The organism is Pseudomonas sp. HD57-3, assembly GCF_056113135.1.
Map to the genome: position 1 here is coordinate 1593689 of NZ_CM148568.1, position 13259 is coordinate 1606947.

General features: G+C 60.4%; 18 protein-coding genes. 12 read left to right on the forward strand and 6 right to left on the reverse strand.

Annotated features, from left to right (window positions below):
• The first annotated feature begins 9 nt into the window (after nt 1-9).
• The 7 genes from AC0R79_RS07120 (at nt 10) to recX (ending at nt 4723) form a co-directional block, all read left to right on the forward strand.
• Entirely contained in the window at nt 10-1170 is a 1161-nt protein-coding gene (locus AC0R79_RS07120) for a glycine-rich domain-containing protein (RefSeq protein ID WP_474733859.1), read from the forward strand.
• Complete coding sequence (locus tag AC0R79_RS07125; protein WP_474733860.1) at nt 1170-1424, forward strand: hypothetical protein; 255 nt, start codon at nt 1170-1172, stop codon at nt 1422-1424. The genes AC0R79_RS07120 and AC0R79_RS07125 overlap by 1 nt, the downstream gene beginning before the upstream one ends.
• A gap of 33 nt (nt 1425-1457) precedes the next feature.
• Complete coding sequence (locus AC0R79_RS07130) at nt 1458-2021, forward strand: glycoside hydrolase family 19 protein (RefSeq protein ID WP_115076767.1); 564 nt, start codon at nt 1458-1460, stop codon at nt 2019-2021.
• Nucleotides 2003-2533: a lysis system i-spanin subunit Rz gene (locus AC0R79_RS07135; RefSeq protein ID WP_474733862.1), complete on the forward strand. Its 531-nt coding sequence runs from the start codon at nt 2003-2005 to the stop codon at nt 2531-2533. Before AC0R79_RS07130 ends, AC0R79_RS07135 begins: the two co-directional genes overlap by 19 nt.
• Before the next feature lie 68 nt (nt 2534-2601).
• Nucleotides 2602-3102: a CinA family protein gene (locus tag AC0R79_RS07140; protein WP_375745725.1), complete on the forward strand. Its 501-nt coding sequence runs from the start codon at nt 2602-2604 to the stop codon at nt 3100-3102.
• A gap of 83 nt (nt 3103-3185) precedes the next feature.
• The gene (gene recA, locus AC0R79_RS07145) at nt 3186-4244 is read left to right on the forward strand and encodes a recombinase RecA (protein ID WP_003222269.1); all 1059 of its coding nucleotides are present in this window, start codon (nt 3186-3188) and stop codon (nt 4242-4244) included.
• A gap of 8 nt (nt 4245-4252) precedes the next feature.
• Nucleotides 4253-4723, forward strand: coding sequence for a recombination regulator RecX (gene recX, locus AC0R79_RS07150; protein WP_039771298.1), 471 nt, complete (start codon nt 4253-4255; stop codon nt 4721-4723).
• A gap of 79 nt (nt 4724-4802) precedes the next feature.
• Here recX and AC0R79_RS07155 read toward each other — a convergent pair whose 3' ends face one another.
• A complete protein-coding gene (locus AC0R79_RS07155; RefSeq protein ID WP_007954931.1) occupies nt 4803-5921 on the reverse strand; it encodes an LOG family protein in 1119 nt (372 codons plus the stop codon).
• A gap of 353 nt (nt 5922-6274) precedes the next feature.
• Between AC0R79_RS07155 and AC0R79_RS07160 the strand changes: the two genes are divergently transcribed.
• Nucleotides 6275-6469 (forward strand): hypothetical protein, encoded by a 195-nt coding sequence (locus AC0R79_RS07160; RefSeq protein WP_007954932.1) that lies wholly within the window; start codon nt 6275-6277, stop codon nt 6467-6469.
• Here the strand turns inward: AC0R79_RS07160 and AC0R79_RS07165 are convergent, their stop codons facing one another.
• Entirely contained in the window at nt 6470-6895 is a 426-nt protein-coding gene (locus AC0R79_RS07165) for a PA3611 family quorum-sensing-regulated virulence factor (protein ID WP_064593873.1), read from the reverse strand.
• A 189-nt stretch (nt 6896-7084) separates the two neighbouring features.
• Here AC0R79_RS07165 and AC0R79_RS07170 point away from each other — a divergent pair, with 189 nt between their 5' ends.
• From AC0R79_RS07170 to AC0R79_RS07180, 3 genes are all read left to right on the forward strand, one after another.
• Entirely contained in the window at nt 7085-7828 is a 744-nt protein-coding gene (locus AC0R79_RS07170) for a tRNA-uridine aminocarboxypropyltransferase (protein ID WP_474733867.1), read from the forward strand.
• 224 nt (nt 7829-8052) lie between these two features.
• Complete coding sequence (gene erdR / locus AC0R79_RS07175; protein WP_474733869.1) at nt 8053-8703, forward strand: response regulator transcription factor ErdR; 651 nt, start codon at nt 8053-8055, stop codon at nt 8701-8703.
• A gap of 75 nt (nt 8704-8778) precedes the next feature.
• The gene (locus AC0R79_RS07180) at nt 8779-9141 is read left to right on the forward strand and encodes a diacylglycerol kinase (RefSeq protein ID WP_003222276.1); all 363 of its coding nucleotides are present in this window, start codon (nt 8779-8781) and stop codon (nt 9139-9141) included.
• Here the strand turns inward: AC0R79_RS07180 and AC0R79_RS07185 are convergent.
• Complete coding sequence (locus AC0R79_RS07185) at nt 9138-10064, reverse strand: LysR family transcriptional regulator (protein ID WP_007954941.1); 927 nt, start codon at nt 10062-10064, stop codon at nt 9138-9140. The two genes, AC0R79_RS07180 and AC0R79_RS07185, sit on opposite strands and share 4 nt — an antisense overlap.
• 144 nt (nt 10065-10208) lie before the next feature.
• Here AC0R79_RS07185 and fpr point away from each other — a divergent pair, with 144 nt between their 5' ends.
• Nucleotides 10209-10988 carry a ferredoxin-NADP reductase gene (fpr, locus tag AC0R79_RS07190; protein WP_007908723.1) on the forward strand — a complete coding sequence of 260 codons (780 nt, stop codon included), beginning with the start codon at nt 10209-10211 and terminating at the stop codon, nt 10986-10988.
• A 125-nt stretch (nt 10989-11113) separates the two neighbouring features.
• Here fpr and tsaA read toward each other — a convergent pair whose 3' ends face one another.
• From tsaA to AC0R79_RS07205, 3 genes are all read right to left on the reverse strand, one after another.
• A complete protein-coding gene (tsaA, locus tag AC0R79_RS07195) occupies nt 11114-11812 on the reverse strand; it encodes a tRNA (N6-threonylcarbamoyladenosine(37)-N6)-methyltransferase TrmO (protein ID WP_273902422.1) in 699 nt (232 codons plus the stop codon).
• A 59-nt stretch (nt 11813-11871) separates the two neighbouring features.
• On the reverse strand, nt 11872-12642 hold the full coding sequence (locus AC0R79_RS07200) for an SDR family oxidoreductase (protein ID WP_474733872.1): 771 nt from the start codon (nt 12640-12642) through the stop codon (nt 11872-11874).
• A gap of 127 nt (nt 12643-12769) precedes the next feature.
• Nucleotides 12770-13237, reverse strand: coding sequence for a YehS family protein (locus AC0R79_RS07205; protein WP_007954948.1), 468 nt, complete (start codon nt 13235-13237; stop codon nt 12770-12772).
• Nucleotides 13238-13259 lie beyond the last annotated feature (22 nt).

The following is a 13259-nucleotide window of genomic DNA, read 5'->3' on the forward strand; positions in this document are numbered from 1 at the left end:
GGAATAAACGTGGATTATCCGAAAAGCGTTCCCGGCATCGGGCTGGTGAACGGCAAGTTCGTCAATGAAGACGTCGTCGGTGGATTACCGGGATCGTTGATTCCCGCCACCTGGGGCAATGGCGTCACCGATGAGCTGTTGAATGTGGTCAAGTCTGCGGGCCTTGAACCGAGCGAAAGCGATGCGACGCAGTTGCTGCAGGCAATCAGGAAAATCAGCCAGGCCGGTGAAGACAAGCATGCGGCGGATATTGGTGCTGCCAATCTTTACATGGCGAATTATGTGCCGGCTATCAGCGCGTTGAAGGACGGGCTGGCGCTGCGTTTTACCGCAGGCAATGCCAATACCGGAGCGAGTACCTTTGCGCCGAATGGCTTGCTGCCCAAGCCGCTCTTGAGTCTGACGCTTAGCGCATTGCGACCAGCGGAGATTGTCGCAGGCGGGCTCTGCTCTGTGGTTTACAGCGCTTTGCTGGACAGTTGGCTGCTGGTTTACGCCAGTGGCGGCAACGCCAACAGCGGTCGATTACTGGGGATCAAGACGTTTACCTCGTCGGGAATTTATGTACCGACGACGGGGATGAAAAATGTGCTGGTCAAGGTGCTGGGCGGCGGCGGTGGCAGTGGTGGAATAGCCGCGACCAACGGCAGCCAGGTTTCACTTGCCGGTGGCGGTGCTTCCGGAAGCTATGCCGAAGCATGGATTTCTTCAGCCGTCATAGGTGCGAACCAAGTCATTACCGTGGGTGCAAAAGGTGCTGCCGGAGCTGTTGCAGCAAGTGCCGGCCCAGGTGGGACCAGCTCCTTCGGCTCCTTGGTGTCTGCACCGGGCGGCGGCGGATCTCCCTCTCTCGGAGTCATCAATGTCACTGATTTTGGCTTGTTCGTCGGTGGCTTTCCGAGCACGAGCGCTACCGGCGGCAATATCGTTAGCAGTTCGGGTGCGGCCGGCAGTCCGGGGATCAACGTCACTGGCTCAATTCTGGCCGGACATGGCGGGAACTCTCCGTTGGGTGGCGGTGGTTCTGGTAGCAGCGTGGCCCTGAGTCTTGCAGCACCAGGAACCGGCTACGGGTCCGGCGCCGGCGGCATTGCCAACGCCCTCAACCAACCGGGCAGGCCCGGCGGTTCTGGCGCCCCCGGCGTCGTGATCATTTACGAGTACGCCTGATGAAAACCTACGCACGCGTTGTTGAAAACAAGTTGGTCGAATTGTTCTCGACTGATGGAAACATGGTCGAGATGTTTCACCCGGATCTGCTCTGGGTCGACATCACCGACGTCACGCCCGCGCCACAACTCGACTGGTCGGCCAACTTCGGCACCCTTGGCTGGGTGTTTTCGTCGCCGGAAGAAAGTGCCGCGCAAGGAACCCTGAAAACCCTGGCAAAGAAATGGCTGACTGGTCTCGGCCGCCAGCCGTGATTCAATCGGAGCATCCAGGGGGGACCGAGCATTATGCAAATCACTGAAGACAACCTACTCAACATCATGCCCAACGCCCGCCGCCAAGCGGGCGTTTTTGTTTCTGCACTCAACGATGCCATGGCGCGCCATCGCATCGACACGCCCAAGCGTATTGCCGCGTTTCTCGCCCAGATCGGACACGAGTCGGGGCAATTGCAGTACGTGCGTGAACTGGGTAACAACCAATATCTGAGCAAATACGACACCGGTACGCTGGCCTTGCGATTGGGCAACACGCCGGAGGCCGATGGCGACGGGCAGAAGTATCGCGGGCGCGGGCTGATCCAGATCACCGGCCGCGCCAACTATCGCCAGTGCAGCCTCGGGCTGTTCGGTGACGAGCGCTTGCTGGCGCTGCCGGAGTTGCTGGAGCAGCCGCAATGGGCGGCCGAGTCCGCCGCGTGGTTCTGGGCGCAGAACGGCCTGAACGCGCTGGCGGATCAGGATCAGTTCAACAGCATTACCCGGCGGATAAACGGCGGGTTGAACGGCTTGCAGGATCGCCTGGAACTCTGGGGGCGGGCGAGGGCGGTGCTATGTCTGCCTTCGGTCTGAGCGTCTGGCGGCTGATCGGCCTGATGCTGCTGGCCGCAGGTTCGGCGGCGCTGGCCTGGCAGTTTCAGGACTGGCGCTACGGCCGCCAACTGGCCGAACAGGCGCGGTTGCACGCCGAAGCCCTCAATCAACTGACTTCGGCTGCCGCCACCGCACAGCAGGCCGAGCAGGACAAGCGTCTGGCCCTGGAGCAACGGCTCACGGCCAGTGAACAAACCCATTACCGAGCACTGAACGATGCCCAACGTGATCAGGATCGCCTGCGCGATCGCCTTGCCACTGCTGATCTGCGCCTGTCAGTCCTCATCGACGCAGGCGACGCTGCCCAAGGCTGCGGTGTGCCAGCCACCGCCGGCGCCGGCGGCGTGGATTATGCAACCGTACGCGCCCGACTTGACCCGGCGCATGCTCGACGAATTGTCGCCATCACCGGCGAAGGCGACCGCGGACTGATCGCCTTGCAGGCCTGTCAGGCCTATATCAGAGCGCTGGCGCCTGCACATTTTGAATAAGCTTGTGTATTGAAAGCGCAACCGGCTCGTGTACGGTGGTACCCATTCCATCCGATCCGGAGCGCGCCGTGAAAGAAATCACCCAACTGGCGGCCGAACTTGGCCGACGTCTGCAATTGCTCAATGCCCACGTCACGACGGCCGAGTCGTGTACCGGTGGCGGGATTGCCGAAGCCATCACCCGCATTCCGGGAAGTTCGGCGTGGTTCGAAGCGGGTTACGTGACCTACTCCAACCGCCAGAAAACCCAGCAGTTGAATGTACCGACGGAGCTGTTCGGCACCGTGGGCGCGGTCAGTCGCGAAGTGGTCGAGGCCATGGTGCGCGGCGCTCAGGAAAAAAGCCTGGCGCGGTTTGCCGTGGCGGTCAGCGGCGTGGCCGGGCCGGACGGCGGTTCGCCGAACAAACCGGTGGGCACCGTCTGGCTGGCGTGGGGCGTGGGCGACCAGATTTCCAGTGAGGTTCAACACTTCCCCGGCAACCGCGACGAAGTCCGCCGACAAACGGTGAAGGCCGCGCTAGAGGGCTTGCTGCGACTAGCGGCACGAGAAATCGAAAATCAGGGGTAGGCGATCCGTGAACGCTGTGGAATAATACTGGCTACTTATACAGGTGTTGGCCGTCAGGCCTTATTGATTACGTGAGGACTTTAATGGACGACAACAAGAAGAAAGCCTTGGCTGCGGCCCTGGGTCAGATCGAACGTCAATTCGGCAAGGGTGCCGTAATGCGTATGGGCGATCAGGACCGTCAGGCGATCCCGGCCATTTCCACCGGCTCTCTGGGTCTGGACATCGCACTCGGCATCGGCGGCCTGCCAAAAGGCCGTATCGTTGAAATCTACGGTCCTGAATCTTCCGGTAAAACCACACTGACGCTGTCCGTGATCGCCCAGGCTCAAAAAGCCGGTGCGACCTGCGCCTTCGTCGACGCCGAACACGCCCTCGATCCTGAGTACGCCGGCAAACTGGGCGTCAACGTCGACGACCTGCTGGTTTCCCAGCCGGACACCGGCGAACAGGCCCTGGAAATCACCGACATGCTGGTGCGCTCCAACGCCGTTGACGTGATCATCGTCGACTCCGTGGCCGCTCTGGTACCGAAGGCTGAAATCGAAGGCGAAATGGGTGACATGCACGTGGGCCTGCAAGCCCGTCTGATGTCCCAGGCGCTGCGTAAAATCACCGGTAACATCAAGAATGCCAACTGCCTGGTGATCTTCATCAACCAGATCCGCATGAAGATCGGCGTAATGTTCGGCAGCCCGGAAACCACCACCGGTGGTAACGCGCTGAAGTTCTACGCCTCGGTTCGTCTCGACATCCGCCGTACCGGCGCGGTGAAGGAAGGCGACGAAGTGGTTGGCAGCGAAACCCGCGTCAAGGTTGTGAAGAACAAGGTCGCTTCGCCATTCCGTCAGGCCGAGTTCCAGATTCTCTACGGCAAGGGTATCTACCTGAACGGCGAGATGATCGACCTGGGCGTACTGCACGGTTTCGTCGAGAAGTCCGGCGCCTGGTATGCCTACGAAGGCACCAAGATCGGTCAGGGCAAGGCCAACTCGGCCAAGTTCCTGGCGGACAACCCGGAAGTCGCGGCCAAGCTCGAGAAGCAACTGCGTGACAAGCTGCTGTCGCCAGCCGTGATCGCCGACTCCAAGGCTTCTGCGGTCAAAGAGACCGAAGACGACCTGGCTGACGCTGACATCTGATTGCACCGATGACAACCGCCGTACTCGATACCCTCGTCGCGGTGCGGCGAACCGCCATGGATCTGCTCGCACGTCGCGAGCACGGTCGAGTCGAGCTGACGCGCAAACTGCGTCAGCGTGGCGCTCCCCCCGAGATGATCGAAACAGCCCTCGACCGTTTGACGGAAGAAGGGCTGCTTTCCGAAGCCCGTTATCTTGAAAGCTTTGTTTCCTATCGCGCCCGTTCCGGTTACGGCCCGCTGAGGATTCGCGAAGAGCTGAGCCAGCGCGGGTTGCAACGCGCCGATATCGAACTCGCCTTGCGTGAGAGCGGTATCAACTGGCAGGAGCAACTAACGGACACGTGGCAACGGAAGTTCTCCGGACAGCTTCCCGGCGATGCCAAGGAACGCGCCAGACAAGGTCGATTCCTGGCGTACCGGGGATTCTCGATGGAGATGATCAACCGCTTGTTCAGCGGCAGAGGAATGGACGATTAAATCGCTCCAGCTTCAGCTCAGCTTCATCTAAAAAATAAAAACGGCCCGCTATTTCGATAGCGGGCCGTTTTTTTTGCCTTCACGTTACCTTCGACGGTTCGCGGGTGCGTTGCGCGGTTTGGGGTTTGGACTGGGCCCAGTTTTCCGGCAGGTTGATGTAGTCCACCAGCTCCCGCAGACGTCCGTGATCCCGGGCGTTGAAGGCGAATGCCAGACGCGTCAGGTGGCTAAATTGGGCCTCGTCGTGCTCTTCGCCGGCGTAGGCGTGTTGATGGAACTGGTCGCTCAGGCACAGATCGGCAAAGGCTTCCTGCATATGGTCCAGGGCCTGATCGCTCAGCTTGTGGTTCATGCGGATGACAAACTGGCGCTTGAGCCAGCGGCTGGAGTGGAAGTTGCCGTAGAACTGGTTGATCTGCTCCACCGCCTCTTCAACGTTGTAGACCAAGCGGATCAGCTTCAGGTCGGTCGGCAGGATGTAGCGATTTTCCTCCAGTTGCTGGCGGATGAAGTCCAACGCACCTTGCCAGAACGTCCCGCCCGGTGCGTCCAGCAGCACCACCGGCACCAAGGGGCTTTTGCCGGTCTGGATCAGCGTGAGCACTTCCAGTGCTTCGTCCAGGGTGCCGAACCCGCCGGGGCACAGCACCAGCGCATCGGCTTCCTTGACGAAGAACAGCTTGCGGGTGAAGAAGAAATGGAACGGCAGCAGGTTGTTGGTGCCGTCCACGGTGGGGTTGGCATGTTGTTCGAAGGGCAGGGTGATGTTGAACCCCAGGCTGTGATCGCGGCCGGCACCTTCATGGGCGGCGGCCATGATTCCGCCGCCGGCACCGGTGATGACCATCATGTTCGAGCGGGCCAGCGAGGCCCCGAGTTCCCGAGCCATCGCGTAAAGGGGATGTTCGACCGGGGTGCGGGCCGAGCCGAACACCGTGACCTTGCGTCGCCCCTTGAACTGTTCAAGCGTGCGAAAGGCCTGCTCCAGTTCGCGCAGGGCTTGCAGGGTGATCTTGGCGTTCCAGCGGTTGTGATCTTCCTGGGCCATGCGCAGCACGGTCAGGATCATGTCGCGGTAGATGGGGGAATTCGGGCTGTTGGGTGACACTAGGTTGAGTTGTTCTTCGACCTTGCTGATGAGGTCGTGGCCGCTTTCCTGAAAATGACGGCTGAGCAGGTCATTCGGTTGGTAAGGCATGCAACTTCTCCTTCTGCACAGAGCTTCCGGCCCTGACGTGCGGCGTCAGTGCCGCGCTGCAAGAAAACAAACAGCCGGCAGCTCCTTTCCTGCCGTTAATGAAATGATCGGGAATACGTTGAATTTAGACCCTCAAAGCATTTCTTGCTCATTGAGCATTGCGCCGCAAAGTCTTTCCTGGCAACTGCTTATTGCCGCTTTGCGAAGTGTTTTCACCGCTCGTCCGATGTCGCGTCGAGGGCTGAATGCTCTGATTTACTAAGTTAAAGGCGCCGTACGACAACTTTGCGTCAACGACCGTACGCAAGGTGCACGCTATTCAAGGATTTGCGGGTGGCAAGGAGGCAGGACACATGACCAGAGTCATTCTGGAGATCGATACGCAGCTGTATCGGTTGTTGAAAGCATCGGCCGAGACCAACCATGTGAGTCTCGAAGAGGAGTGCTGCCGACGCCTGGCGGGAGGGGATCGCCGCTCGCGTTACTTGCAGGCCTTGCTGGCCGAACTGCGCGCCGAGGATGAACAGCGGCGCGCTACGTCGCGATGATTACTTCTTCTTCGCTGGAGCCGCTTTCGGGCAATCCGATTCCTGGTAGCTGGCGGAGCCGATCGCCTTGTTGCTTTTCACTTCGGTGAAGTCGTAACGCATGATTGCGCCCTTGGCCATCAGCTTGCGGTACGACGGGTTGTTGCAGACCGAGGCGCCCAGCTGGAAATACACGGCTTTGGGATCGGCGCGCATTTTGTCGGCGTGGCTCTTTTGCACGCTCAGGTGGTTGACCAGCGTGGTGCCTTCGACGGTGTAGCCCTGATCAAGAATGTCTTCGTTGATCGCCCGTGGCGTGCCGACGCTGCTTTGTGCGGCGACATTGCGCAGCTCTCGGTTCAGATTCTGCTCACTCAGGGATGCAGCCTGAGCGCTGAAGGACGAGGCCAGCAGAATGGCAGCGGTGGGAACGATAAGGCGCAGCATGAAACTCTCCTGGTTCAGTGACTGGTGGTTCGACCAGCCACGTGACTGTGCGTTCAGTGGCGGCGAATTATAGGGGAGCCGGTCGGGAGGGTACAGGCTTGTGCCCGTCGCTCTGGTAAACTGCCGGCCTTTATTGCCCTGCCGAGTGTCGTTCGTGTCGAGTTTCCCTGTCTGCCGGTGCCGCCTGCGATGAATCATGCCCCCAACGCCGTGGCCCGCCTGCGCGATCAGCGCGAGGACGAAGGCATCAAGCCGATTCAGGCCCGTGGTTTTCGCTCCCCGCGTTGCCGCGATTGCCGGGTGATCATCAGCCATTGCCTGTGCGCCTGGCGGCCAACCGTCGATACGCGTTCGGGTGTTTGCCTGATCATGACCGGCAAGGAAGTGTTCAAACCCAGCAACACCGGTTGGTTGATCGCTGACATCGTGCGCGATAACCATGCCTTCATCTGGTCGCGGACCGAGCCCGACGAACAACTGCTGGCGCTGCTGAACGACCCGCAATGGCAGCCGTATCTGGTGTTCCCCGGTGAGTACGTCGAGCCTTCGCGGGTCACCAACACCGTGGATCTCGATAGCCGCAAGCGTCCGCTGTTCATTCTGCTGGACGCGACCTGGACCGAAGCCCGGAAGATATTCCGCAAGAGCCCGTATTTCGACCGCTTGCCGATTCTGAGTCTGTTGCCCGACAAACTCTCGCGCTATCGCCTGCGCCGCTCGACCCGCAGCGAGCACCTGTGCACCGCCGAAGTGGCGGCTTTGTGCCTGGAACTGGCCGGCGATTCGGACGCGGCGTCGGCGCTGGATGCCTATTTCGATGTGTTCAGCCAGCATTACCTGGGGGCCAAGCAGCAACTGGACGTCAATGTGTCGACGCCGGCCCACGCCGAATTGCTGCCCTATATCCGAAACGCGGCGCCGGTACCGGCCTGATCCTGGCCCATACTGCTAAAGCAGTGGCCGTGCGGCTTGACCACCTAGGCTTCGCTGGTCATGCTTGGCGCCGATTGGGGTGCGGCCAAGGTTTGAAACGCCGTTTTTGTTCGTGATTGGCGTTGAACGTGCCCCTGTGGATGCCGCTGCCGGGCGGTGTCTGGATTTGCTTTGGTGAAGCCCGAATGCGCGGGCCCGCCATCAAAAACAGGATCATTTGAAAAATGGCCACATACGACATCCTGATTGCCGATGATCACCCTCTTTTTCGTAGCGCACTGCACCAAGCGGTGACGATGGGCCTTGGCCCGGACGTACGCATGGTGGAGGTGGCGAGCATCGCCGAGCTGGAAGCCCGCCTGACCGAAAAGGCTGACTGGGATCTGGTGCTGCTGGACCTGAACATGCCGGGCGCTTTCGGTTTTTCCGGGCTGGTGATGCTGCGCGGTCAGTACCCGCAGATTCCGGTGGTGATGGTTTCGGCCCAGGAAGAAGCCTCGGTGATGGTCAAGTCCCGGGAATTCGGCGCCAGTGGCTTCATTCCCAAGTCCAGCGACCTGAGCGTGATTCAGGAAGCGGTGCGCAAAGTGCTGGATGGCGACGTGTCCTGGCCGCCTCAGGCGTTCGAAGCGGTCAGCGTTTCGGATGAAGCGAAAGCGGCCAGCGATGGCCTTGCCAGCCTGACGCCGCAGCAGTTCCGGGTGTTGACCATGGTCTGCGAAGGTTTGCTGAACAAGCAGATTGCCTACGAGCTGAGCGTGTCCGAAGCGACCATCAAGGCCCACGTGACGGCGATTTTTCGCAAGTTGAACGTGCGGACCCGGACCCAGGCAGCTTTACTGCTGCAACAACTTGAGTCAATTCCGAGCCAGTAAGCACTGGCGTCTTCACGCTTTTTTGACTTTCGTTGATCTAGCTTCCCCACTTCCTTTCGGTCGGTTATCTACTTTATGTCACCTTTCAAGGGCCAGACGGGCCTGAAACGCATCCTCAACGCTTCCGGTTACTCGCTGGACGGCTTGCGCGCCGCCTTCACCGGCGAAGCGGCTTTCCGCCAACTGGTGCTGCTCAACGTGGTGCTGATTCCGCTGACGTTTTTCCTCAATGTCAGCCGGGTCGAGCAGGCGCTGCTGATCGCGGTGTGCCTGCTGGCTTTGATCGTCGAGCTGTTGAATTCGGCGGTGGAGGCGGCGATTGACCGCATCTCGCTGGAGTTGCACCCGCTGTCCAAGAACGCCAAGGACATGGGCAGTGCCGCGCAATTCGTGGCACTGAGCATGATCGCCCTGGTGTGGGCGGTGATTCTGCTTTAAGCGATGCTCGGCAGAACGATCTCGTCGCTGCGCTGCACCCCGGCGGTGAAGGCGCGGCACAGGTCGAGGAATTCGCGCATGGCGGAGGTCTGGTACTTCTGTTTGTGCCAGATGAAGTAGAACTGCCGCGCCAGATCCAGATCCGGCGTCTCCACCGGCACCAGGCTGCCGCGGCGGAAGGCGTCACGCAGCGCCAGACGTGAAATGCAGCCAATCCCCAGACCTGATTCCACCGCGCGTTTGATCGCTTCGGTGTGTTCCAGCTCCAGCCGGATGTTCAGCGCACTGCGGTGATGCCGCATCGCCTGATCGAAGGTCAGGCGCGTCCCCGAACCCTGTTCCCGCAAAATCCACGCTTCGTGCGTCAATTCTTCCATGGTCGCGCTGCCGCGCTTGGCCAACGGATGCTGCGGGGCGCAGAACACCACCAGTTCATCCTCGACCCAGCTCTGCACTTCGATATCCGGATGGCTGCAATCGCCTTCGATTAGACCCAGATCAATTTCGTAATGAGCCACTTGTTGCACGATATTGGCAGTGTTCTGCACATGCAGCTTCACCTGGCTTTCGGGGTGGCGCTGCATGAAACCGCCGATCAGCAGGGTCGCCAGGTAATTGCCGATGGTCAGGGTCGCGCCCACCGACAGCGAGCCGAAACCGGATTTGCCGTTGAGCAGATCTTCGATTTCCTTGGCCTGATCGAGCATGGCCACCGCTTGCGGCAGCAACTGTTTGCCGAGGGCGTTGAGGCTCAGGCGTTTGCCGGCACGGTCGAACAGCTGGCAGCTGGACTGGCGCTCCAGTTCGGTGATGGAAGTGCTGGCGGCCGATTGCGACAGGTTGAGCAGACCCGCAGCACGGGACACGCTTTCCTGCTGGGCGACGGCGACGAAGACTTGCAGTTGACGAAGAGTAAATCGCATATCGATATAACCGATAACCCTTATCTTAATAATCCAGTTAACAGATATTGTCGGCGCTATTAGAATGCGATGCAATTGCGCACCGTCGGCATTCTTCAACACGAGCCGGGCAGGCGCAGATCAATCTCCAGGAGTCCCACGTACATGAGCAACATGAACCACGAGCGTGTCCTCAGTGTTCATCACTGGAACGACACTCTGTTCAGCTTCAAGTGCACCCGCGATCCGGGCCTGCGCTTCGAGAACGGTCAGTTCGTGATGATCGGCCTGCAACAGCCAAACGGCCGCCCGCTTATGCGCGCTTACTCGATCGCCAGCCCGAACTGGGAAGAGCATCTCGAGTTCTTCAGCATCAAGGTGCAGGACGGTCCGCTGACCTCCCAGCTGCAGCACCTGAAGGAAGGCGACGAGATCATCATCTCGAAAAAACCGACCGGCACCCTGGTGCTGGACGACCTGAACCCGGGCAAGCACCTGTACCTGCTGAGCACCGGCACCGGTCTGGCGCCGTTCATGAGCGTGATCCAGGACCCGGAAACCTACGAGCGCTTCGAAAAAGTGATCCTGGTTCACGGTGTTCGTTACGTCAACGAAGTCGCCTATCGCGAATTCATCACCGAGCACCTGCCGCAGAACGAGTTCTTCGGTGAGGCGCTGCGTGACAAGCTGATCTACTACCCGACCGTGACCCGCGAACCGTTCGAGAATCAGGGCCGTCTGACCGACCTGATGCGCAGCGGCAAGCTGTTCAGCGACATCGGCCTGCCACCGATCAACCCGCAGGACGACCGCGCGATGATCTGCGGCAGCCCGAGCATGCTCGACGAGACCAGCGAAGTGCTCGACAGCTTCGGCCTGAAGATCTCGGCGCGTATGCGCGAGCCGGGTGACTACCTGATCGAGCGCGCATTCGTCGAGAAGTAAGCTGTTTATAGGTGACGCAGAGCGTCACTGGATGCATTCCCACGCAGACGGTTCGACGTCTCGACGTGGGAGCGATCAGCCCGCATTGCCTGAGAAGGCAGCGCGGGCTTTTTCGTTTTCGCGATTCAGTCAGCGGCGGGGATGACTTCCAGGACGCGGATCTGCTCAGGCACAGGGTAATGCCAGCGCACGTCCAGATCCCAGAACTGCGCGCCGTATTCGCGCTCTGGCGCGGGCGTCTGATACGCCGGACGCGGATCCTGGGCCAGGCACTGCTCGATCAATTCGACCAGCGGCTCGGCCAGGCGCTGAGCGTGCGTGTGCGCCTGTTGCAGCGCCGCGTCCGTCCACTGCACGTCGATCAGTTGCGGCGCGGCACTGGCGATGCTGTTGGAGGCGTCAGCAATGATGTCGGCGTACGGCACGTAGGGTTTGATGTCGAGAATCGGCGTGCCATCCAGCAAGTCGATGCCGGAAATGAACAGGCGGTTGGCCTCGACCTTGTCCAGCTTCACCACCGACTGGCCGATGCCGTTCGGCCGGTGCGTGGCGCGGGTGGCGAATACGCCCATGGACTTGTTGCCACCGAGGCGCGGAGGTCGGACTTTGAGGCGCGGTTTGTCTTCCAGCGCCTGATGGAACAGGAACAGCAGCCAGACATGGCTGACCTGCTCCAGCCCCTGCACCGCATCGCCCTGATCGAACGGCGCCACCAGTTCCAGCACGCCACGGGCGGCGGGAGCCAGTTGCGGCTGGCGCGGGATGGCGAACTTCTCCTTGAAGCAGGAGCGGACGAAGCCGATGGGGGAAACGCTGTAAGTCATGGTTTGCATTCGAAGCGGAGCAGGGCGGGCATGATAACCCGTCCGGCCGCGTCGCCGACCTAAAGACTGAACCCGCCATCCAGCGGAATGATATTCCCTGTCATGTAGGCCCCGGCAGTACTCGCCAGGCTGATCGCCAGCGCCGCCATTTCTTCCTCGCGGCCCCAGCGTTTCATCGGGATCAGCGCGGTATCTTCGGCCAGCGCCTGTTGATCACTGCCGATATGCTGGGTCATCTTGCTCGGGAAACGCCCCGGCGCGATGACATTGACGTTGATATGCTGGCTCACCAGTTCCCGGGCCAGAATCCGCGACAGTTGATGCAGGGCGGCCTTGCTCGGCCCGTAGGCGTAGGCCTGTTCGCCGAAGGAAGAAATCCCCGCCACCGAACCGATGTTGATGATCCGCGCCGGATTGGCCGCCGACCCGGATTGGCGCAAAAACGGCAGAAACTGCTGGATGCAACTGAACACCGAGGTCACGTTGAGCTGCATGACTTTCTCCCAGCCCTTGACCGGGTAGCTTTCCAGCGGCGCGCCCCAGGTGGTGCCGGCGTTGTTCACCAGAATGTCCAGGTGGGTGATTTGCTCGCCCAGTCGCTCGGCCAGCTCTTTCACGCCTTCTTCCGTCGCCAGATTCGCCGCCACGCCATGACACGTGCCCAGAGCACTGAGTTCTTCAGCGGTTTGATGACAGGCTTCCGCGTCACGGGAGCAGACGTACACACGGGCGCCGGCTTCGACAAACGCCTTGGCGATCATTTTGCCGATACCACGGGTGCCGCCGGTCACCAGGGCGGTGCGGCCTTGCAGGGAGAAATACGGGTGCATGGCGAATCCTGAGGGCTAGGGTTCAGTACACCCTAGTCGCCGGCCGCGAAAAGCGGAGCCACTATTTTTTGAGGGAATGGAGGGCTATGCATGAAAACGGCGACCGAAGTCGCCGTGATCGAATGGGTCAACCGCGAACGCGCAGGGTCAGGCCCTTGAGGAAGTTGCGCAGCAACTGATCGCCGCACGGGCGGTAATTGGTGTGGCCGACCTTGCGGAACAGCGCGCTCAGCTCAGGCTTGGACACCGGGAACTCGGCAGCCTTGAGGATCGCGTGCATGTCGTCTTCTTTCAGTTCGAAGGCCACGCGCAGCTTTTTCAGGATGATGTTGTTGGTCACCGGCAGTTCGATCGGCAGCGGCGGACGGCTTTCGTCCTTGCCGCGCTTGAAGATCACCAGACCGTCGAGGAAGTGCGCGATGACTTCGTCCGGGCAGCGCACGAAACCTTCTTCGTCTTCTTCTTTCTTGTCGAGGTACGTCACGACATCGGCAAGCGTGACGTCCAGGCCGCCGAGTTTGATGATCTCGACCACTTTCTTGTCGCTGATATCGAGCATGTAGCGCACGCTGCGCAGTACGTCGTTGTGAACCATGTGTGCAATCCTGATTGTTCGC